The following is a 20,107-nucleotide window of genomic DNA, read 5'->3' as shown; positions in this document are numbered from 1 at the left end:
GGTCAGGCCTCGAGAAAGACGTGGACGGTCTCTTCGAACTCGCGTGGTTTTTCGGCGTGAAGCCAGTGGCCCGCGCCGGGGATCTTGGCAAAGCGCGCCGTGGGAAAAAGGGTGCGGATCGTTTCGCGGTTTTCGGGGCGGACGTAGGTGCTTTCGGCGCCGGTGAGGAACAGGGTGGGACCGTCAAAGCGGCCTTTGGTGTCTGGCCAGCCGACGATCTTCGGCATCTCGGCTTCAAGCACCGGCAGGTTCAGCCGCCAGTGGGGCGGACGTGTCCGCAGGTCAAGCGATTGCAGGAAGAAGGCACGGAGGGCGGGGTCTTCCACCGCGCTGGCCAGTGCGGCGTCAGCCTCGGCCCTTGTGGTGATGTGTGTCAGGTCAAGCCCGGCCATTGCATGGACATGGCGCGTCTGGTCGTGGGTATAGGCGACGGGCGCGATATCGGCGACGATCAGTCGGCGGATCAGGTGCGGCTGGGTCAGGGCCAGTTGCATCGCGGCCTTGCCCCCCATCGAATGGCCCAGAAGATCAACCGGCGGCGCAAGGCTCTGGACAACTTCGGCCAGATCGGCGGCCATGTCGGGGTAGGACTGGCTTTCCGCCCTTGGGCTTTCGCCGTGGTTGCGCATGTCGACTGCCACGACCGCGCGCCGGTCTGCAAGGCGACGGGCGATGACCCCCCAGTTCCGGCCCGACCCGTAAAGCCCATGCGCGATGACAAGTGTTGGTGAAACCTCGGCTTCGCGGGCGGAGTGGTGGATCTGGTTCAGCATGCCTGTTCATAACCGCGCAGCGGGCATCGGACCAGAGCAGTTGAACGATTTCGCAATAGATCGTAGGGTCTTGTTCGGATTCTGGAGGACTTCGGGATGAGTGCGGTAGCGATCCAGCAAATGGCGGATCGAGTGGCAGGGCTGATGGAAGAGCGGCTGAAGGTCGGCGGTCGCGATCTTTCGGCAAAGCTGCGGCGGGGTCGGCGGCTTTTGCCGAAGAAAGAGCGTGACGCAGCGCAACTTCTGGCCGCAGCGGCGGAAAAGTCGAAGAACCCAAAGCTGCTTGGCCAGATCGACATGGGCGAGGTGGCTGATTCCTATGACGTCTGCGTGCGGCATCTGATGACGGTTGATCCCGCCGGGCGTCGGCGTGACACCATTGCCGGGATGCTCGCGTCGGTGGGCTTCGGGGTACTGGTGCTGATCCTCGGGATCATCGCGCTCTTGGCGTGGCGTGGATATCTGTAGCGACCGCCACGAAAAAATGCGTCTGTCCAGCCGGTTTCCGGGCCTCCTGCTTCAGACAGAAGGCCCGGTGAAGTGAAGCGTCGGGTTCAGAGATCCGGATAGATCGGGAAGCGCTGGCACAGGGCTTCAACCTCGGCCTTCACCTTGGCTTCCACCGCGCCGTTCCCGTCTTCGCCGTTTGCTGCAAGGCCATCGACGACCTCGATGATCCAGCGGGCGATCTGGCGGAACTCTGCCTCACCGAAACCGCGCGTGGTGCCTGCCGGAGTGCCAAGCCGCACGCCCGAGGTGATGGTGGGCTTTTCGGTGTCGAAGGGGATGCCGTTCTTGTTGCAGGTGATGTGCGCGCGACCCAGCGCCTTTTCGGTGGCGTTGCCCTTCACGCCCTTGGGGCGCAGGTCAACCAGCATCAGGTGCGTATCCGTGCCGCCGGTGACGATATCAAGGCCACCCTTCATCAATTCATCCGCAAGCGCCTGCGCGTTCTTGATGACCTGGGCTTGATAGGTCTTGAATTCCGGCCTCAGCGCCTCGCCAAAGGCCACGGCCTTGGCGGCGATGACATGCATCAGGGGGCCGCCCTGGATGCCGGGGAAGATTGCCGAGTTGCACTTCTTGGCGATGGCTTCGTCGTTGGTTAGGATCATCCCGCCGCGCGGACCGCGTAGGGTCTTGTGGGTGGTGGTAGTCGCGACATGAGCATGCGGGAAGGGGCTGGGGTAGAGGCCCGCAGCCACGAGACCGGCGAAATGCGCCATGTCGACGAGCAGGTAGGCGCCGACCGAATCCGCAATTTCGCGCATGCGGGCGAAGTCGATGATCCGGGGGATGGCCGAACCGCCAGCGATGATCATCTTCGGCTGGTGTTCGGTGGCAAGGGCCTGCACCTGATCATAGTCCAGCGTCAGATCCTGCTTTCGGACACCATACTGGATGGCATTGAACCACTTGCCGGACTGGTTCGGCGCGGCGCCGTGGGTCAGGTGGCCGCCGGCATCTAGGCTCATGCCCAGAATGGTATCGCCGGGCTTGATCAGCGCCTGAAACACGCCCTGATTGGCCTGAGAGCCAGAGTTCGGCTGGACGTTGGCAAAGGTGCAGCCAAACAGCTGGCACGCACGGTCGATGGCAAGGTTTTCGGCCACGTCGACGAACTGGCAGCCACCATAGTAGCGCTTGCCGGGATACCCTTCGGCGTATTTGTTGGTCATCACCGACCCTTGCGCCTCCATCACCGCGCGAGAGACGATGTTTTCCGAAGCGATCAGCTCGATCTCATGGCGCTGGCGGCCAAGTTCCGAGGTGATGGAGCTGAAAAGCTCGGGGTCGCGAGAGGCGAGGGATTCGGTGAAGAAACCGGTGTCGCGGTGCGGGGCGTTCATGCTGTGGACCTCTCGGCGATGGATGTGACGGCTATTTAGAGCACGGGTTGCCTGTCGAAAAGGCAAGAAAGCGACATCCTGCGCAGATCAGGCGAAATATTCTTACCCCGGCAAAAGGGTCGCAGGGCAAGGCGAAGCCGGACGAGGACCGAGGCGAACGGGGAGGAGGGCTTGAGTTCGCCACCTTACCCGGCCAAGACTGGGCATGGCAGTAGATTTGCCGGGGGAACACAAGCGTGCGCATCAGGTTCACAGCCAGCAAGGCTCCGGCGGCGATTGCGGCCTATGCTGCGCTGACGGCAGCCTATGGGCAGGCCGACGCCCGCACGGCCGAGGTGATCGTGGCACTTGGCGGTGACGGCTTCATGTTGCAGACGCTGCACGCGGCGCAGGGCCGGGGGTTGCCGGTCTATGGCATGAACTGCGGCACGATCGGTTTTCTGATGAACGCCTATGCGGCCGAAGACCTGCCGGCACGGCTGGCCGCGGCAGAGGAAACTGTGATCCACCCCTTGTCGATGCGGGCGGAAAACACGCGCGGCAAGGTGACCGAGGCCTTGGCGATCAACGAGGTGTCGCTGTTGCGGCAGGGGCCGCAGGCGGCGAAACTGCGGGTCTTCATCGACGGCCGGGAACGGCTGGACGAACTGGTTTGTGACGGTGCGCTGGTGGCGACACCTGCCGGTTCCACGGCCTACAACTATTCGGCGCATGGGCCGATCCTGCCGATCGGGTCTGATGTTCTGGCACTGACCGCGATGTCTGCGTTCCGGCCCCGGCGTTGGCGGGGGGCGCTTTTGCCCAGTGCTGCTGTCGTGCGCTTCGAAGTGCTGGAGGCCGCGAAACGCCCGGTGATGGCGGATGCCGACAGCCGGTCATCGGTCCGCGATGTGATCAGCGTCGAGGTTCGGTCTGAACCTTCGGTCACGCACCGGCTGATGTTTGACCCCGGGCATGGGCTGGAAGAACGGCTGATCGGCGAGCAGTTCACCTGAGGGAAAGCGGCGGCGGCGGAAAGCGGGTGCCGACAAGGGCTGCGGCGTTATCCAGTCCGGGCTTTCCAGCCTTCGATCTTGCGATAGAGCGTTGAGGGAGACACATCCAGAACCCGCGCCGCGCGCGGGACGGACCCTGCGTGATGCGCCAGAGTTGCCTCGATCAACTGGCGTTCTGCTTCGGCAAGGGTCAGGCCGATCAGGCTTTCCAATTGCCCGGCGCCAGGCGCTGCGGCAGCTTCTGTGCCAGAGGTCTGCCGTTCGACAGGCTCGCTGGCCACACCCGGTGGCAACATCTGCTGCGTGACCCAGCCGCCATCGTTCAGAACCACCACGTTGCGAATGACGTTCAGAAGCTGGCGAACATTTCCCGGCCATGGCAGACGCGGCAACATTGCCCGGACAGTGGGGTCAAGACCGTGGAACGCCCGGCCCTCTTCCTCGGCAAAGCGTTGCAGGGCGGCTTCCGCAATTTCGATCACGTCCTCACCCCGGTCGCGCAGGGGCGGCATGTGGATCGGAACGACAAACAGCCGGTAGTACAGGTCTTCACGAAAATGACCGCGACGGACCGCATCCAGTGGATCGCGGTTGGTGGCGCATACGATACGCACATTGACCTTCTTGGGCCGGGTGGCGCCAACGGGTTGAACGGTCGAGGTCTGGAGGAACCGCAGCAGCTTGGTTTGCAGCGCCGGGGCCATCTCGCAGATCTCGTCAAGGAAAAGCGTCCCGCCATCCGCCGCTGTGGCTGCGCCGGGCTTGTCCGAGATTGCGCCGGTGAAGCTGCCCTTCATATGGCCGAAAACTTCGGATTCCAGCAGATCTTGCGGGATGGCGCCGCAGTTCAGCGCGATGAAGGGGCCAGAGGCGCGGGCAGAATTGGCGTGCACGGCAAGGGCGCACAACTCCTTGCCGGTGCCGCTTTCGCCGGTAATGAAGACGGTGGCCATCGACCGCGCGACCGAGGCGATGGTGCCATGAATTCGACGCATCGCTTCGGATGATCCGATGAAGCCAGAAGTGTCGGCCAAAGCCGGGCGTTCCGAGAGCGCGGCTACCGACTGGGATTCGGTCTGGCGAGCCGACCTTTCGGCAAGGGCATTCTGGACCGCGCTGAGAAAGCGGTTCTCGTCAAACGGCTTGACCAGAAAGTCATGCGCACCGGCACGCATCGCCTCAACCGCCCGGTTGACCGAACCGTTTGCGGTTATGGCGATCACGGCGGTGTCGGGTTGCTGGGTCAGGAATTCCTGCATCAGGTCCAGCCCGTCCCGATCTGGCAGGATCAGGTCCAGTAGCACCACCGCAGGTTTCAGGGCCTGAAACTGGGCCAGCCCCTCTGCAGCCGACCCGGCGACGGAAACGCGAAACCCGGCCGAAGACAGGATCGAGCGATAGACCATCTGCAAGGAAATCGTATCCTCGATCAGCAAAAGCGGGGTGCGTGCGCTGCCGGGTGATCTCATGATCTGATCTTCGCAGGTGCAGGGGTGGCGCGGACAAGGTCGATAAGTGCTTCAAGTTCCGCCAGAAGGTCAGGCACAAGCGCCTTCACGGTGCTGCTGTCCTGTCTGTGCGCGGCAGCATTCAGCGTTTCGGCCAGAGCTTGCAACGAAAGCGCCCCGACCGAACCCGCAAGCGAGATAAGAACATGCGTGCCTTCACGCAGAGCGGTCCAGTCGGCGGGGTCTGCCCCGGCCAGCATGATGGTGCGGCAGTTGGAAAGGTCGTCAACAAGATGGGCCAGCAAGGTGCCGGCCATCCTTGGACCGGTCAGTTCAAGCAGACGCTGAAAGCGCTGTGGGTCATAGTCGCGCAGGCCCGAGGCGGCAGGCCTTGCCCTTTGGGAAAGACGGTCGGTCGCAGCCTGCAACTGGGAAAGATCTGCCAGGTCATCGGTGCCTTGCAGCCGTGGGGCAAGCGCCAGGATCGCCTTGCGCAGGTCAGCCAAGGCAATGGAGCGAGGATCGGACGTCATGAGGCCACCCCGCAGCCTTGCCGGTCCGTCATGCGAAATGCGAAAGCCCTTTGCATAATGCAATGATTGCCGCAGACGGGGCCTTCTGTCCAGTGTCCGGTGAGTTCTGATCCAATTCAGCTTTGCGCCAGACCAAGGCTTTGCAGCGCCTCGGTGATTTCATCCAGAATGGCAGGGTCGTCGATCGTGGCAGGCATCTTCCATGGCTGGTTGTCGGCGATCTTGACCATGGTGCCGCGCAGGATCTTGCCGGACCGGGTCTTGGGCAACCGGTCCACCACCACGGCGCGCTTGAAGTCGGCGACAGGGCCGATCTTTTCGCGCATCAGGGCCACGCATTCGCGCACCACATCGGCATGGTCGCGACCCGATCCCTTGTTGAGGCACAAGAACCCCAAGGGCGACTGGCCCTTGAGCGCATCGGCCACCCCGATCACCGCACATTCGGCCACGTCCTTGTGACCCGCCAGCACCTCTTCCATGGCACCGGTGGACAGCCGGTGTCCGGCGACGTTGATCACGTCATCGGTGCGCGCCATGATGTAAAGGTAGCCGTCCGCATCAACGTAGCCTGCATCGCCCGTCTCGTAATAGCCGGGGAAATGGCTAAGGTAGCTCTTGATGAAGCGGTCCTCGGCGTTCCACAAGGTTGGCAGGGTGCCGGGGGGCAGGGGCAGCTTGATGGCGATGGCACCCAGAGTGCCGGGGGAAACCGGATGGCCGCCCTCGTCCAGAACCTGCACGTCAAATCCGGGCATGGGGACCGAGGGGGAACCGATCTTGACCGGAAGCTGTTCGATGCCCAATGGGTTGGCGGCGATGGCATAGCCGGTCTCGGTCTGCCACCAGTGGTCGATGACCGGCACGTTCAGGTGCCGTTGCGCCCATTCGATCGTGTCGGGGTCGGCGCGTTCACCGGCAAGGAAAAGGGCTTGCAGGTTTGGCATCGGGTGGCGGCTGACCAGCTTGCCTTCGGGGTCATCACGCTTGATCGCCCGCAGGGCGGTGGGGGCGGTAAAGAAGCTGCGGACATTATGTTCCGAGATCACGCGCCAGAAGGCGGCGGCGTCGGGGGTGCCGACGGGTTTGCCTTCATAGACCACCGTGGTGCAGCCGGCGATCAGCGGCGCATAGCAGATGTAGCTGTGACCAACGACCCAACCCACGTCGGACGCCGCCCAGAACACATCGCCAATGCCGCAGTTGTAGATCGCGCGCATGGTCCAGTTGAGCGCCACCAGATGCCCGGCGGTGGGGCGCACGACGCCCTTGGGCGCGCCGGTGGTGCCGGAGGTGTAAAGGATATAGGCCGGATGATTGCCCTCGACGGGGGTGCATTCGGCGGTTTCGACGCCAAACTGGAATTCATGCCACGACAGATCGCGGCCCGGGATCAGCTTGGCGACCTCTTGCTCGCGCTGAAAGATCACGCAGAAGTCGGGTTTGTGGCTGGCCATGTCGATGGCAGCGTCAAGCAGGGGTTTGTAGTGAACGACGCGGTTCGGCTCGATCCCGCAAGAGGCGGCGATGATCGCTTTGGGTGTGCAGTCGTCGATCCGCACGGCAAGTTCGCTGGCCGCAAAGCCGCCGAACACGACCGAATGGATCGCGCCAAGCCGGGCGCAGGCCAGCATCGCCTCCAGCGCCTCGGGAACCATGGGCATGTAGATGATCACCCGGTCACCCTTGGCAACGCCCCTTGCCTTCAGCGCCCCGGCAAGGCGGGACACGCGGTCCTGCAACTCGGCGTAGGTGATGACGTGCTTGGTGCCGGTGACGGGGCTGTCATGGATGATCGCGGCTTGCGCGCCGCGACCTGCTTCGACATGGCGGTCCACCGCGTTCCAGCAGGTGTTGACTGTGGCGTCGGTGAACCATTCATACAAGGGCGCGCGACTGGAGTTCAGGGCCTGGGTGGGCGGTTTCACCCAGTCGATCGCACCGGCGGCGGCAAGCCAGAAGCCTTCGGGATCGTCCCGCCATTGCCCGTACATCTGCGCATAAGTCATCGCGTCCTCCCCCGACAGCCGGTCTCCCTGACAGCGTTGTTACGGCAGGATACTGCAATCGCGCAACGCTGTTACCGGAAACGCCGGAGGGAATATTTGCAGAATTTGCCCTTTGCGGCCGTCAGTATTTGCAAAGTTGACGATGGACACCTGCCGGGGCTTGGAAACAGCCCCGGTTTGCAAACTGCACGGGGGCGGCGGTGTGGACCACCCCCGCTGATTCTAACCGTAATGTGCCACTGGCGTTCCGGCGATGGCCGACATGTTCAAAAGACCCCGAGCCGTGATCGCAGGCGTCACCACATGCGCCTTGTTGCCCATGCCCATCAGGATAGGCCCGACCTCAAGCCCACCAGACTTGACCTTCAGGATATTGCGCACGCCGGATGCCACCTCGGACGAGGCAAAGACCAGCACATTCGCCGAGCCGTCGTAGCGTGAGCCGGGCAGCAACCGGTCACGGATCGACTGATCAAGGGCGGCGTCGATATTCATCTCGCCCTCATAGGCGAAGTCGGGTTCTCGGGCGTCCAGCATCTCCAGCGCGGCGCGCATCCGTTGGGCGTTGCTGTTGTCCATGTTGCCAAACTGGCTTTGCGTGCAAAGCGCGATTTTCGGCGTCAGGCCAAAGCGGCGGACGTGGCGGGCGGCCCCGATCACGGTATGCATGATCTGTTCGGGCGTGGGTTCGGTGTTCACATGGGTGTCGGCAATGAAGAGCGGGCCGTCCTCAAGGATCATCATCGACAGCGCGGCCACCGGATGCAGGCCGCCCCGCGCAAGGATCTGCCGGACATAGCCGAGGTGCCAGAGGTATTGCCCCAGCGTGCCGCAGATCATGCTGTCAGCCTCGCCCCTGTGGACCATGATCGCGGCGATGGCGGTGGTGTTGGTGCGCATCACGGCGCGGGCGGTATCCGGCGTCACGCCGCGCCGGGCCATCAGGTCGTGATAGGTACCCCAATAATCGCGGTAGCGGTGGTCGTTTTCCGGGTTCACCATGTGAAAGTCGGTTCCTGGGCGGATCGGCAGGCCAAAGCGTTCGCAGCGTGCCGCGATCACCTCGGGGCGACCGATCAGAATGGGAACCTCGGTGGTTTCTTCCAGCATCGCATTGGCGGCGCGCAGGACGCGTTCATCCTCGCCCTCGGCAAAGACGATGCGGCGGGCGACGGTGCGGGCGGCCTCGAACACCGGGCGCATGAGGAGGGCGGATTTGAACACCGACCCGTCAAGCTTGCGCTTGTAGGTGTCAAGATCGGCGATGGGACGCGCGGCGACGCCGGTTTCCATCGCGGCCTTGGCCACGGCGCTGGCGACAACGCCGATCAGACGGGGGTCAAAGGGTTTGGGGATCAGGTATTCCGGGCCAAAGGCCATCGTCTCGCCTCGATAGGCGGCAGCGGCCTCGGCTGAGGTGGTGGCGCGGGCAAGGGCGGCGATGCCTTCGATGCAGGCGATTTCCATCTCGTCGTTGATGGTGGTGGCCCCCACATCCAGCGCGCCCCGGAAGATGAAGGGGAAGCAGAGGACGTTGTTGACCTGATTGGGAAAATCGCTGCGGCCCGTGGCCATGATCGCATCGGGTGCCACTGCGCGGACGGCATCGGGCAGAATCTCGGGCGTCGGGTTGGCAAGGGCAAAGATGATTGGCTTTGGCGCCATAGTTGCCACCATCTCGGGCGTCAGTACGCCGGGACCGGACAGGCCAAGGAACAGGTCCGCGCCGCCAATGACATCGGCAAGGTTGGCGGGAGTGGTGCCTTGGGCGAAGGCTTCCTTCTGCGGCGTCATCTGCGCTTCGCGGCCCTGATAGACCAGCCCCTCGAGGTCACAAAGCCAGATGTTTCGGCGTTGGACGCCCAGTTTCACCAGCATTTCAAGGCAGGCGATCCCCGCTGCCCCACCACCGGTCGAGACCACCTTGATGTCGGAAAATTTCTTGCCCGCCACGATCATCGCATTGGTCGCGGCGGCCCCGACGACGATGGCCGTGCCATGTTGGTCATCGTGGAAAACCGGAATGTTCATCCGCTCACGGCAGATCTTTTCGACGATGAAACAGTCGGGCGCCTTGATGTCTTCAAGGTTGATCGCGCCGAAGGTCGGCTCCAGCGCGCAGACGATGTCGGCGAGTTTGTAGGGATCGGGTTCGTTCACCTCGATGTCGAAGCAGTCGATGCTGGCGAACTTCTTGAACAGGACCGCCTTGCCCTCCATCACCGGCTTGGAGGCCAGCGCGCCGATGTTGCCAAGGCCAAGCACGGCGGTACCGTTTGACACCACGGCCACAAGGTTTCCCTTGGAGGTATAGCGGCTGGCGGTGGTTGGGTCGGCCTTGATCTCAAGGCAGGCTTCGGCAACGCCGGGGGAATAGGCGCGGGCAAGGTCGCGACCGTTGGCCAAAGGCTTGGTCGCCCGGATTTCCAGTTTTCCGGGCTTTGGAAATTCATGATAGTCCAGCGCCGCCTGCCGCGCGTTGTCGTTGCGAGCCTCGTCCATCTACCCCTCCCGAAAAACTGGTTTAGGGTTAAACCAGTTTTCTTGCCCTGCCAATGCTGCATCGATTGAAGCCGTTTCCTGCGCAGCTTGCAAATCGTTGCGGTGCCGATCACCATGCCGACATAGCACGGGGAATGCCATGCCAGAAACACGGCCAGAAACACAGATTGAAACACGCGCCGAACTGCGTCTGCCGACGAACGAGCTGCGCGACGATCTGCCGTTCTTTACCAGGACACTGAAGATGAGGCTGGACATGATCTATCCAGCGGATAACCCCGAGGTGGCGGTGCTGTCCGGCCACGGCCTGCGGCTGCGGATCGAGAAGGGCGCGAAAGAGGCCCCAGGCACGATCCGTATCCTGACCGAAGACCCCGAAGGCTTTGCCGATGGCCAGCGCGTTCTGACCGCCCCCAACGGCACCCGGGTCGAGATTGACGAACTGAACCCGCCCCTTGTCCTGCCAAAGACCGAACATGCCTTCGTCGTCCGCCGCCTTGCCGATCAGGCCCCTTGGGTGATCGGTCGCGCCGGGATGGAGTATCGGGATCTGATCCCCACCCGCCTTGGTGGCGCGATGATCGCAAGCCATATCCGCGTGCCGGATGGCCCGGTGCCGGACATGGTGCATTTCCACAAGGTCGGGTTCCAGCTGATCTTCTGCGTCGCCGGTTGGGTGGATGTTCTTTATGAAGATCAAGGCGATGTGCGCCGCATCCATGCGGGCGACTGTTTCATCCAGCCACCCGGCATCCGCCACAAGGTGCTGCATTCCGAAGGCGTGCAGGTGGTGGAAATCGGCGTTCCGGCCGAACATGTGACCGAGATCGACCATGAGATGACGCTGCCCACCCCGCATTTCCGCCCCGACCGGGAATGGGACGGCCAGCGCTTCGTGCATGATATCGGCGCGCAGGGGCTGTTCCACCCGTTCCGCATTCCGGGGTTCAAGGCGCGGGATACATCGATCAACGCGAACACGCGCGGGGTTGCCTCGGTCATGGTGGCGCGACCCACTGGCCCCGCGCCATGGACGGTGCATGACGGCGATATCCTGTTCAGCTTCGTGATGTCTGGTGGCATGACGCTGGAAGGCGAAGGCAAAGACCCTTACCGCCTGTCGCCCGGCGATGCTTTTGTGATCCCGCCGGGGATGGCCACCCGCTACAGCGACGCCACGCCTGACCTTGAGCTTCTGGAAGTGACGCTGCCCGGCAATCCGCCGACCCGGGTGCTTTGATCCGCTTGCAGAAACGCCGCGCACGGCCCACACTCTGACCAAATGGTCAGGGAGAGTGGCATGGCGCTTTTGCAGGCGGCGACGGCGGTCAGAGAACGGGCCTATGCGCCCTACTCGCGGTTCAAGGTGGGGGCGGCCCTGCGGTCCACCATTGGAACGGTGCATGTGGGGTGCAACGTGGAAAACGTGGCCTACCCCGAAGGCACCTGCGCCGAAGCCGGTGCGATTGCAGCGATGATCGCGGCGGGGGATACGGCAATCGCCGAGGTTCTGGTGATTGCCGACAGTCCTGACCCTGTGCCCCCCTGCGGTGGCTGCCGCCAGAAGATCGCGGAATTTGCAGCACAGGATGTGCGCGTCACCCTATGCACCATTGATGGCAAGCAAAAGGTCATGACCGTGGCCGACCTTCTGCCCGGCGTCTTTACCGCCGCGCATATGGACCGGACATGACCGACGCGCGAAGCATAATCGCCCGGGTCCGCGACGGGGGGCAGCCTTCACGCGATGAGTTGCGCTGGTTTGCAGCAGGCCTTGCCTCGGGCGCGGTGACCGATGCGCAGGCCGGGGCCTTTGCAATGGCGGTGCTTTTGAAGGGGCTGAACGAGGAAGGCCGCGTCGCCCTGACGCGTGGGATGCGAGACAGCGGCAAGGTGATGGCGTGGGACTTGCCCGGCCCGGTGGCGGACAAGCATTCCACGGGCGGGATCGGGGATTGCACCTCGCTTTTGCTGGCACCCGCGCTGGTGGCCTGCGGGGCCTATGTGCCGATGGTCTCGGGGCGCGGCCTTGGCCATACCGGCGGCACGCTGGACAAGCTGGAGGCGATCCCGGGCTTTCGCACCGGGCTGACGGAAGATGCGCTGCGCAAGCAGATGGCCGAGGTGAAATGCGCCATCGTTGCCGCCAGCGCCGACCTCGCCCCCGCTGACCGGCGGCTTTACGCGATCCGCGATGTGTCGGGGACGGTGGAGAGTATCGACCTGATCACCGCCTCGATCCTGTCAAAGAAGCTGGCTGCGGGGCTGGAGGCCTTGGTGCTGGATGTGAAATGCGGGTCCGGTGCCTTCATGAAAACGCCCGAACGGGCCGAGGCCCTGGCCCGCGCGCTGGTGGCGACGGCGCAAGGGGCGGGCTGCATGACCAGCGCGCTGATCACCGACATGTCGCAACCCTTGGCCACCGCAGCGGGCAACGCGCTTGAGGTGATCGAGGTGATGGAGACGCTGACCGGCACCTCCGTCAACACGGCACTTTGGGATCTGACGGTGGCCTTGGGCGGTGAGGCTCTGGCCTTGGCCGGGCTGGCGGCGGACCCCGCGGACGGTGAAGGTCGCATTGCCGAAGCCCTGCAATCAGGTGCCGCTGCCGAGATTTTCGGCCGGATGGTCGCAGCGCAGGGCGGGCCTGCCGATTTTGTGGAACGCTGGCCGGACCGGCTGCCGTCGGCCCCGGTGGTGCTGGAAGTGCCGGCGCTGGCGGATGGTTTCGTTGCCCGGATTGACGGCGAGGCATTGGGCCTCGCGGTCGTGCATCTGGGGGGCGGGCGCCTGCGCGAGGGTGACCGGGTGAACCCGTCTGTCGGCCTGTCCGACCTTGCCGGAATTAGTGAAGAGGCGGGGGCAGGGGTGCCGCTGGCCATGGTCCACGCCGCCACGGAAGACGCGGCGCGGGCGGCGGTCAGGGCGGTTCAGGCGGCCTATGTGATTGCTGACGACATGCCCGAAGAACCTGCCCTGATCCAGAAAAGGATCGCCTGATGCCCCGCGCGTTTCTGATCGTGTTGGATTCGGTAGGCTGCGGCGGTGCGCCCGACGCTGCGGACTTTGGCGACGAAGGTGCCAACACGCTGGCCCATATCGCCCAAGCCTGTGCCATGGGGCAGGCCGATGCTGGGCGGTCCGGGTTTCTGAAGCTGCCGAACCTTGACCGGCTGGGGCTGGGGGCGGCGATCCGGCTGGCCTCGGGGGCCGACGTGCCGGGGCTCGATGCGGTGCCAGAGGGCCTTTGGGGAGCCGCCACGGAAATCAGCCGGGGCAAGGATACGCCATCGGGGCATTGGGAACTCGCGGGTGTGCCGGTGCCATGGGACTGGACCTATTTCCCGACCACCACGCCCGCATTTCCACCTGATCTGGTGGCCGAAGTCTGCCGTCTTGCCGGGACAGACGGCATCCTTGGCAACTGCCACGCCTCGGGCGTGCCGATCATCGCCGACCATTGCGAAGAACACCTGCGGACCGGCTGGCCGATCTGTTACACCAGCGCCGACAGCGTCTTTCAGATTGCTGCGCATGAAGAGGCGTTCGGGCTGGAACGTCTGCTGAAACTTTGCGCCGATCTGGCGCCCAGCTTGCATGCAAGGAAAGTTGGCCGGGTCATCGCGCGGCCTTTCACCGGAACCTGCGATGATTTCAGGCGCACCGCGAACCGCAAGGATTTCGCCATAGCGCCACCCGCGCCGACCTTGCTCGATTGGGCGCAAGACGCAGGCCGGATGACGCATGCGGTGGGCAAGATCGGCGACATCTTTTCCATGCGTGGGATCAGCAAGCTGCACAAAGGCAAAAGCGATGCTGACCTTTTCGAACACCTGCTGGGGCTGGGAGCCGAAGCAGAGCCCGGTTCCTTGACCTTTGCGAACTTCGTGGAATTCGACAGCCTTTATGGCCATCCCCGCGACGTGGCTGGATATGCCCGCGCGCTGGAATGGTTCGACGCTGCTATCCCCCGGTTCCTTGCCACGTTGCGGCCCGGCGATCTTGCGATCTTCACCGCGGATCATGGCAACGATCCGACCTTTCGTGGCACGGAACATACACGCGAGAGGGTGCCGGTGGTTGGCTGGGGGGCCGGTCGGCGCGACGTGGGCTTGCGGGGGTTCGTGGATGTGGGGGCCTCGGTGGCTGCGCATCTGGGGGTGGCGTCACAGGGACCAGGGCGGAGTTTTCTGTGACCAGTCGCCGGGGGTTTCACAACCCCCGGACCCCTGTGGAGTATTTGTCAAAAGAGCAAGTCAGGAGTGTTGCGTGATTGGATTGCCGAAGGTCGAGTTGCATCTGCATCTGGAGGGGGCGGCACCGCCCGCCTTCATCCGAAGGTTGGCGCAGGAGAAGCATCTGGACATAGCCGGGATCTTCGATGAACGCGGCCACTACAAGTACCTGGATTTCTGGGATTTCCTGAAGGTCTATGAGGCGGCAACCTCGGCTTTGCAGACGCCGGAGGACTACCATCGCCTGACCCTTGCGGTGCTTGAAGCCTCGGCTGCATCCGGGGTCGTCTATACCGAGACCTTTCTGTCGCCCGACTTCTGCGGTGGGCGCGACATGGGGGCGTGGCGCGAATATCTGCATGCCATCCGCGAGGCTGCGGATCAGGCAGAAAGGCAAATGGGTATCACATTACGCGGTATAATTACCTGCATACGACACTTTGGGCCGGACAAAGCACGAGAAACGGCACTTTGTGCGGCCGATACGGCTGGAAGCTGGATCGTGGGTTTCGGGATCGCGGGAGATGAGAAGGTTGGTCAGCCCAAGGACTTCCGCTGGTCGTTCGACTGCGCCCGGGAGGCGGGCTTGCGTCTGACCGCCCATGCCGGGGAATGGGGCGGGCCGGAAAGCGTGCGGGCGGCGCTGCACGATCTGGAAGTGGAGCGGATTGGCCACGGTGTCCGCGCCATCGAAGATCTGGCGCTGGTGGACGAACTGGCAGAGCGCGGCACGGTGCTGGAGGTTTGTCCGGGGTCGAACGTGGCGCTTGGCCTTTACCCGACCTTCCGCGATCACCCGATTGCCGAACTGGATCGTCGGGGGGTGAAGGTCACCGTCTCGACCGACGATCCGCCGTTCTTTCACACCACGATGGCGCGGGAATACGAAGAACTGCACCGCGCCTTTGACTGGGATGAAGGGCAATTCCGGCGCATCGCCCGTCAGTCGCTTGACGCGGCCTTCTGTGATGCCGATACCAGAACCAGAATCGCGAAACTGCTGGAGGCCTGAGCAATGCTGGATCACCTGACCGTCGTGTCGCACCCGCTGGTCCAGCACAAGCTGAGCCTGATGCGTGACAAGGACACCTCGACTGCCAGTTTCCGCAGGCTTCTGCGTGAGATCAGCCTTTTGCTGGCCTATGAGGTTACCCGCGAACTGCCGATGACCACGCGCCGGATCGAAACGCCGCTGGAAGAAATGGACGCCCCGGTGATCGAGGGCAAGAAGCTGGCGCTGATCAGCATCTTGCGGGCGGGCAACGGGTTGCTGGACGGGATCCTGGAGCTGATCCCGGCGGCGCGGGTGGGCTTTGTCGGCCTTTACCGTGACCCTGAAACGCTGCAACCCGTGCAATATTACTGCAAGCTTCCAGACCATATGGAGGACAGGATCAGCATCGTGGTTGATCCGATGCTTGCCACCGGAAATTCCAGCGCCGCAGCTGTTTCGTTGCTGAAGAAGGCTGGGGCAAGGCAGATCCGCTTTCTGTGCCTCTTGGCGGCACCCGAAGGCATTGCCCGCATGAAAGATGCACATCCCGATGTGCCGATCGTGACCGCGGCAGTGGATAGCCACCTGAACGATCATGGCTATATCGTGCCGGGCCTTGGCGATGCCGGGGACCGGATGTTCGGCACGAAATAGGGTAGAAGGGCGATGCGGGCGGCAAAGCAGGGCTGGATCACGTCTTTGGTGAGCTTGGGGCTGCTGCTTCTTGCTTCTGCGGGGCAGGCGCAGGATCGGGTCGTTCCAGCCGAACTTCCGCCGGCCGATTTTCGCGGGCAGCAGTATATGGACAGCAAGGGCTGTCTGTTCCTGCGGGCGGGTGAGGCGGAAGCGACGATATGGGTGCCGCGGGTCACCCGAACCGGGTTGGCGATCTGCGGCAATACTGTCGAAGGTGGCGGCGTTCCCGGCTCGGAAACGGCAAAGGCAGGGTCAGGCGGCTATCTGGTTGTGGTCGGAAGATATTCCCGCAAGGCCAATGCCGACAGAGCTGCGGCGCGGGTCGAGGCCATCGGGTATCCCGTTGCGCGGCGGCGGGCCGAGGGCGCAATCAGGCCCATGGAGCAGATATTTGCGGGGCCATTCGACAGCGCGGCAGCCGCGGCAGCTGCACAACGCGCCTTGCGCAGCGCCGGATTCTCTGGGGCCTCTGTAACCGGACCCTGACCTGCTTCCAAGGGTCGCCGTGGCGCGGATCTGTCAGGCCCGGTGCCTTGCGGGCAAGCCAATGTCAGCCGTCGCACAGTCCTTGCAGGGCCACCCAGGATTCATCGGGTATCAATGGGGTGGGGGACAGACCCTTGTAAGGGTCGCCCGCCGCAAGTCCTGCCATCAGCTTGCCTTCCGGGTCCACCGCCATTGCAAAGGGCGTGGCCGGAATCTGGGCGGACTCGAAAGCTGCAATCAAGGTGGAATCGGCCATTGCCATCGGGGCGGCGCGCAAGCTTGCCTCGCCGTAGCCGCGCAGCGCCTCGTCGGGCAGACCCGCGGTTGTCAGAAGCTGGAAGGTTGCGCGAAGGCCGGCATGTTCCAGAAGCGGGATGATCGGGTCGCGCGCCCGGGCTCGCAGCCGCTCTACAAGGGCAGCCCCGGCAGCGGCTTCCGGCCCGTTGGCCTGCTCCAACAGGCGCCGTGGCAGCACGATCACATCGCCCGGCAGGTGAAGCGGCGAGTCCACGCCCTCGGGCATAACATAAAGAATGGGAGTGTCGACCGGGCCGAAAACCCTTTCGGCCAGACGGGCAAGCGCCTCCAGGCCCAGTTGGTTGTCACATGGCGCACCTGTCACGCGTGCCAGATCGTCCAGGGCGCGCTGGCCGATTTCCGCCCGCTGCGCCGCAGGCACAACCGATGCGGTATGCGTGACAAGCGCGCCAGGCAACCAGAACGCCCCACCTGCCAGAACCACAAGGGTCATGCCGCCAAGAAACAAGCCACGCAAGCGGCCCGGCCGCGCAACCGCGGCCTTTACCGCCGCACGCACCGCATCAAGTGCGGCCACCATGTCGGGATCCGTCAACTCAAGGCTCTCGCCCGAGTCCGCCCCCGGGGCAAACACTGGCGGCTCCTCACCCATGTTCAGCCGTTCGATCGCAGGCAGCGACCAGTGGCTCAGCGCCGTTCCGCTTTTCGGGTCGATCAGGATCAAGGTCGCTTCGCCAAAGCGCACCTCCACCTCACGGCGCTGGTCCTGCGGTGTCTCGCGCCACAGGCCCGAGCATTCCAGCCGTTGATACTTTTTCAGCGCCGTCATCGGCTGCGGGATCTCTGCCTGTTTTGCCGGGCAGTCTAGCCCTTGCGGATCATCTTCACAATCACCCAAGCTGTGCCATGCCGCATCCTTGCCAATCCGCGACCGGTTCTTCCGGCAATGCGTCGCCTTCAGGCAGGCACAGGCCATCTTGCAAGGGCATCAAGTCTCCATGACAGGCAAGCAGACATGACCGAACGTCCGAACCGAACGTTGGCAGCGGCAGGCGCCGTCCTGATCTATGCCTGCGTGATCGCCTTTACCGACAACTATGTGCGCGTGATCGCCGAGGATGCGGGGCTGTGGCAGTTTCATGCCACCCGCACGGCGATGGCGGTGGTGCTTCTGGCCCTGTTGGCGGTGCCGCTTGGCCTGCGCCTGCGCCCGCGTCGATTCAAGGCAGTCTTTGCCCGGTCGGCCATCCATGGTTTGGCGATGCTGATCTATTTCGGGGCGCTGGCCTTTCTGCCGGTGGCGCAGGTGGCGGCAGGCCTTTTCACCGCGCCGATCTTCGTGCTTCTGATCCAGCGGTTCGGTTATGGACAGCCGATCAGGGGCCTTCAGACGCTGGCTGTCGCCGTCGGTTTTGCCGGGGTCGTCATGGTGCTTGGCCCCGAAGCGATGTCGGGCGCATCCTTTGCAGCACTTTTGCCGGTCATCGCCGGGGCGCTTTACGCGATGGGCAACATCGCAACCCGCGAATGGTGCGCCGGAGAGACGGCCGAGACGATGGTCGCCGGCTTCTTCGGCATGCTTGGGGTGCTGGGCCTGATCGGGATGGCAGTTCTGACCCTTGCTCCACTTGCCGTGCCGGCCGGGGCCGAGGGATTTTTGCAGCGTGGGCCGGTCTGGCCGACGGCTACCTTCCTGTGGTGGACTTTCGTGCAGGCTGCGGGGTCGCTTCTGGGGGTCGCGATGATCATCAAGGCCTACCAGATCGCAGATGCTTCGCGCGTGTCGGTGTTTGAATATGTGATCCTGCCGGCATCGGCGGCCTGGGGATTTGCGCTTTGGGGCGAACAGCTTACCTGGTTGGCCATCGGTGGCATGGGGCTGATCGCCCTTGCCGGAGTGCTGATCGCGCGTCAGTCTTCCACAGCTTCGCGCCAGTGACGGCGGCAAAGCGAGACGTAGGTTTCGTTGCCGCCGATCACCACCTGATCGCCGTCCTTCAAAGCCTTCCCGTCAGGGCCTTTGCGCACCACCATCGTGGCCTTCTTGCCGCAATGGCAGATCGTGCGGACCTCGCGCATTTCATCGGCCCAGGCCAGAAGGGCGGCTGAACCGGGAAAGAGGTTGCCCTGAAAATCCACCCGCAACCCGTAAGCCATGACCGGTACGCCCAGATCATCCACCGCGCGGGCCAGTTGCCAGACCTGCTCTTTCGACAGGAACTGCGCCTCGTCGATGAAGACGCAAGCAACCTTGCCAGCCGCAAACCGCGCCTTGAGCTTGGCAAACAGGTCTTCGCCCGGCGCAAAGGTATCGGCCGACTCGCCTATCCCGATCCGGCTGGCAATGCGGCCTTCGCCGGCGCGGTTGTCGAACTGCGCGGTGATGAGATAGGTCACCATCCCCCCCTCGCGATAGTTGTGCGACGCCTGAAGAAGCGAGGTCGATTTCCCCGCGTTCATGGTGGAGAAGTGGAAATACAGCTTGGCCATGGCACCGATGCCCTAGCCCATTGCCGGGGTGCGGCGCAAGCCGAAGGCGTGTTGCGCCTGGCAATGGGCGAATACACCTCGACGGGATGGGTCTGCGGACCCGGCAAACTGACAACTGACGCAAGCAGGCGTCGCACTGGTGAACAAGCCGGGTCCGCCGCACTGGAGCTGTTGCCGCGGGTCTGGCATGGTCGAGCCTCTGCGGCGGAGCCCAAAAAAACCGATGCTGGGGACATCGGCATACTCGTCAACGTTCCGGTCTGGCCGGAACCTCTTTATGAATGACAATGCTTTGCCAGATGGTTAATGGGAAAATCGGAATGTGTTTCCCCGGCTTCGATCGTCGAGGTGCCGAGTTGGAGTGGCCTATGTCAGTTGCGTCTTATCTGAAGAAACACACCGAAGCGCTGGTCAAGGATGTCGGGATCGAGGCCGCCTGCGAGCTTACTGGCCGGTCGAAAGCCACTTTGGGGCGCTATTACTCTGATAGCGAAGAACATGATGACCGTTTCATGCCGGTCGATGTCGTTGCCGCGCTGGAAGCGGCAAGCCGATTTCCGCATGTGACTGTGGCCTTGGCCGATCTGCGCGGGATTACACTGTCTTATGACGCCGAAAAACGGAATGCTTCGTCCAGGGGCGTAAATCAGGATGTGGTCGCCCTCGCACAGCGCTTTGGCATGCTGATGGCGGAATACAATCAGGCAATTGGCGACGGGAAGATCTCGGCCAACGAGGCCAGACGTCTCTTGCGAGAGACGCTGGCCATTCAGCAGGTCATTCTTGAAATGAAACTGAACCTTGAGGAAGAGGCGGGCTGAACCCGCCTCTGATCCTG

At 63.5% G+C, this 20,107-nt stretch carries 19 protein-coding genes; 11 read left to right on the top strand and 8 right to left on the bottom strand.

What is annotated here, in order from left to right; translation table 11 throughout:
• Positions 1-2: 2 nt before the first annotated feature.
• Positions 3-773 carry an alpha/beta fold hydrolase gene (locus QUV21_RS13875; RefSeq protein ID WP_300855740.1) on the bottom strand — a complete coding sequence of 257 codons (771 nt, stop codon included), beginning with the start codon at positions 771-773 and terminating at the stop codon, positions 3-5.
• A gap of 96 nt (positions 774-869) precedes the next feature.
• On the opposite strand from QUV21_RS13875, the gene QUV21_RS13870 reads away from it, so the two are divergent.
• Positions 870-1,241, top strand: a complete 372-nt coding sequence (locus QUV21_RS13870) for a hypothetical protein (protein WP_300855739.1) — start codon at positions 870-872, stop codon at positions 1,239-1,241.
• Positions 1,242-1,327: 86 nt separating this feature from the next.
• On the opposite strand, the gene glyA is transcribed toward QUV21_RS13870, so the two are convergent.
• Entirely contained in the window at positions 1,328-2,623 is a 1,296-nt protein-coding gene (gene glyA, locus QUV21_RS13865) for a serine hydroxymethyltransferase (protein ID WP_300855738.1), read from the bottom strand.
• 236 nt (positions 2,624-2,859) lie between these two features.
• On the opposite strand from glyA, the gene QUV21_RS13860 reads away from it, so the two are divergent.
• Positions 2,860-3,618, top strand: a complete 759-nt coding sequence (locus tag QUV21_RS13860) for an NAD kinase (protein ID WP_300855737.1) — start codon at positions 2,860-2,862, stop codon at positions 3,616-3,618.
• Between the two features lie 47 nt (positions 3,619-3,665).
• Here the strand turns inward: QUV21_RS13860 and QUV21_RS13855 are convergent, their stop codons facing one another.
• From QUV21_RS13855 to QUV21_RS13840, 4 genes are all read right to left on the bottom strand, one after another.
• Positions 3,666-5,087 (bottom strand): sigma-54 dependent transcriptional regulator, encoded by a 1,422-nt coding sequence (locus QUV21_RS13855; protein WP_300855736.1) that lies wholly within the window; start codon positions 5,085-5,087, stop codon positions 3,666-3,668.
• A complete protein-coding gene (locus QUV21_RS13850) occupies positions 5,084-5,599 on the bottom strand; it encodes an Hpt domain-containing protein (protein WP_300855734.1) in 516 nt (171 codons plus the stop codon). Before QUV21_RS13850 ends, QUV21_RS13855 begins: the two co-directional genes overlap by 4 nt.
• Positions 5,600-5,715: 116 nt before the next feature.
• Positions 5,716-7,608 (bottom strand): propionyl-CoA synthetase, encoded by a 1,893-nt coding sequence (locus QUV21_RS13845; protein ID WP_300855733.1) that lies wholly within the window; start codon positions 7,606-7,608, stop codon positions 5,716-5,718.
• 222 nt (positions 7,609-7,830) lie between these two features.
• Positions 7,831-10,110 carry an NADP-dependent malic enzyme gene (locus QUV21_RS13840; protein WP_300855732.1) on the bottom strand — a complete coding sequence of 760 codons (2,280 nt, stop codon included), beginning with the start codon at positions 10,108-10,110 and terminating at the stop codon, positions 7,831-7,833.
• A 139-nt stretch (positions 10,111-10,249) separates the two neighbouring features.
• Between QUV21_RS13840 and QUV21_RS13835 the strand changes: the two genes are divergently transcribed.
• The 7 genes from QUV21_RS13835 (at position 10,250) to QUV21_RS13805 (ending at position 16,521) form a co-directional block, all read left to right on the top strand.
• Complete coding sequence (locus QUV21_RS13835; RefSeq protein ID WP_300855731.1) at positions 10,250-11,350, top strand: cupin domain-containing protein; 1,101 nt, start codon at positions 10,250-10,252, stop codon at positions 11,348-11,350.
• A gap of 60 nt (positions 11,351-11,410) precedes the next feature.
• Positions 11,411-11,803 (top strand): cytidine deaminase, encoded by a 393-nt coding sequence (locus tag QUV21_RS13830; RefSeq protein ID WP_366908063.1) that lies wholly within the window; start codon positions 11,411-11,413, stop codon positions 11,801-11,803.
• The gene (locus QUV21_RS13825) at positions 11,800-13,110 is read left to right on the top strand and encodes a thymidine phosphorylase (protein ID WP_300855729.1); all 1,311 of its coding nucleotides are present in this window, start codon (positions 11,800-11,802) and stop codon (positions 13,108-13,110) included. The genes QUV21_RS13830 and QUV21_RS13825 overlap by 4 nt, the downstream gene beginning before the upstream one ends.
• Positions 13,110-14,306 carry a phosphopentomutase gene (locus QUV21_RS13820; RefSeq protein ID WP_300855728.1) on the top strand — a complete coding sequence of 399 codons (1,197 nt, stop codon included), beginning with the start codon at positions 13,110-13,112 and terminating at the stop codon, positions 14,304-14,306. Before QUV21_RS13825 ends, QUV21_RS13820 begins: the two co-directional genes overlap by 1 nt.
• A 76-nt stretch (positions 14,307-14,382) precedes the next feature.
• On the top strand, positions 14,383-15,357 hold the full coding sequence (locus QUV21_RS13815) for an adenosine deaminase (RefSeq protein WP_300856072.1): 975 nt from the start codon (positions 14,383-14,385) through the stop codon (positions 15,355-15,357).
• A gap of 3 nt (positions 15,358-15,360) precedes the next feature.
• Positions 15,361-15,993 (top strand): uracil phosphoribosyltransferase, encoded by a 633-nt coding sequence (upp, locus tag QUV21_RS13810; RefSeq protein ID WP_300855727.1) that lies wholly within the window; start codon positions 15,361-15,363, stop codon positions 15,991-15,993.
• A 12-nt stretch (positions 15,994-16,005) separates the two neighbouring features.
• Positions 16,006-16,521 (top strand): SPOR domain-containing protein, encoded by a 516-nt coding sequence (locus QUV21_RS13805; RefSeq protein WP_300855726.1) that lies wholly within the window; start codon positions 16,006-16,008, stop codon positions 16,519-16,521.
• A 64-nt stretch (positions 16,522-16,585) separates the two neighbouring features.
• Here QUV21_RS13805 and QUV21_RS13800 read toward each other — a convergent pair whose 3' ends face one another.
• On the bottom strand, positions 16,586-17,608 hold the full coding sequence (locus QUV21_RS13800; protein ID WP_300855724.1) for a hypothetical protein: 1,023 nt from the start codon (positions 17,606-17,608) through the stop codon (positions 16,586-16,588).
• A gap of 186 nt (positions 17,609-17,794) precedes the next feature.
• On the opposite strand from QUV21_RS13800, the gene QUV21_RS13795 reads away from it, so the two are divergent.
• Positions 17,795-18,718 carry a DMT family transporter gene (locus QUV21_RS13795; RefSeq protein WP_300855723.1) on the top strand — a complete coding sequence of 308 codons (924 nt, stop codon included), beginning with the start codon at positions 17,795-17,797 and terminating at the stop codon, positions 18,716-18,718.
• Here the strand turns inward: QUV21_RS13795 and QUV21_RS13790 are convergent.
• Complete coding sequence (locus QUV21_RS13790; RefSeq protein WP_300855721.1) at positions 18,691-19,269, bottom strand: thymidine kinase; 579 nt, start codon at positions 19,267-19,269, stop codon at positions 18,691-18,693. The genes QUV21_RS13795 and QUV21_RS13790 overlap by 28 nt on opposite strands.
• Positions 19,270-19,637: 368 nt before the next feature.
• Between QUV21_RS13790 and QUV21_RS13785 the strand changes: the two genes are divergently transcribed.
• A complete protein-coding gene (locus QUV21_RS13785) occupies positions 19,638-20,090 on the top strand; it encodes a hypothetical protein (protein WP_300855719.1) in 453 nt (150 codons plus the stop codon).
• Positions 20,091-20,107 lie beyond the last annotated feature (17 nt).

The organism is Tabrizicola sp. (assembly GCF_030373185.1).
In the GTDB taxonomy this organism is placed as follows: domain Bacteria; phylum Pseudomonadota; class Alphaproteobacteria; order Rhodobacterales; family Rhodobacteraceae; genus Tabrizicola.
Note: the sequence above shows the minus strand (reverse complement) of the source record. Positions and strands in the feature narration are given on the sequence as shown.

Coding starts and splice junctions, on each gene's coding strand:
- QUV21_RS13875 (WP_300855740.1), bottom strand. CDS start 773: ATGCTGAACCAGATCCACCACTCCGCCCGCGAAGCCGAGGTTTCACCA.
- QUV21_RS13870 (WP_300855739.1), top strand. CDS start 870: ATGAGTGCGGTAGCGATCCAGCAAATGGCGGATCGAGTGGCAGGGCTG.
- glyA (WP_300855738.1), bottom strand. CDS start 2,623: ATGAACGCCCCGCACCGCGACACCGGTTTCTTCACCGAATCCCTCGCC.
- QUV21_RS13855 (WP_300855736.1), bottom strand. CDS start 5,087: ATGAGATCACCCGGCAGCGCACGCACCCCGCTTTTGCTGATCGAGGAT.
- QUV21_RS13850 (WP_300855734.1), bottom strand. CDS start 5,599: ATGACGTCCGATCCTCGCTCCATTGCCTTGGCTGACCTGCGCAAGGCG.
- QUV21_RS13845 (WP_300855733.1), bottom strand. CDS start 7,608: ATGACTTATGCGCAGATGTACGGGCAATGGCGGGACGATCCCGAAGGC.
- QUV21_RS13840 (WP_300855732.1), bottom strand. CDS start 10,110: ATGGACGAGGCTCGCAACGACAACGCGCGGCAGGCGGCGCTGGACTAT.
- QUV21_RS13835 (WP_300855731.1), top strand. CDS start 10,250: ATGCCAGAAACACGGCCAGAAACACAGATTGAAACACGCGCCGAACTG.
- QUV21_RS13830 (WP_366908063.1), top strand. CDS start 11,411: ATGGCGCTTTTGCAGGCGGCGACGGCGGTCAGAGAACGGGCCTATGCG.
- QUV21_RS13825 (WP_300855729.1), top strand. CDS start 11,800: ATGACCGACGCGCGAAGCATAATCGCCCGGGTCCGCGACGGGGGGCAG.
- QUV21_RS13820 (WP_300855728.1), top strand. CDS start 13,110: ATGCCCCGCGCGTTTCTGATCGTGTTGGATTCGGTAGGCTGCGGCGGT.
- upp (WP_300855727.1), top strand. CDS start 15,361: ATGCTGGATCACCTGACCGTCGTGTCGCACCCGCTGGTCCAGCACAAG.
- QUV21_RS13805 (WP_300855726.1), top strand. CDS start 16,006: ATGCGGGCGGCAAAGCAGGGCTGGATCACGTCTTTGGTGAGCTTGGGG.
- QUV21_RS13800 (WP_300855724.1), bottom strand. CDS start 17,608: ATGACGGCGCTGAAAAAGTATCAACGGCTGGAATGCTCGGGCCTGTGG.
- QUV21_RS13795 (WP_300855723.1), top strand. CDS start 17,795: ATGACCGAACGTCCGAACCGAACGTTGGCAGCGGCAGGCGCCGTCCTG.
- QUV21_RS13790 (WP_300855721.1), bottom strand. CDS start 19,269: ATGGCCAAGCTGTATTTCCACTTCTCCACCATGAACGCGGGGAAATCG.
- QUV21_RS13785 (WP_300855719.1), top strand. CDS start 19,638: ATGTCAGTTGCGTCTTATCTGAAGAAACACACCGAAGCGCTGGTCAAG.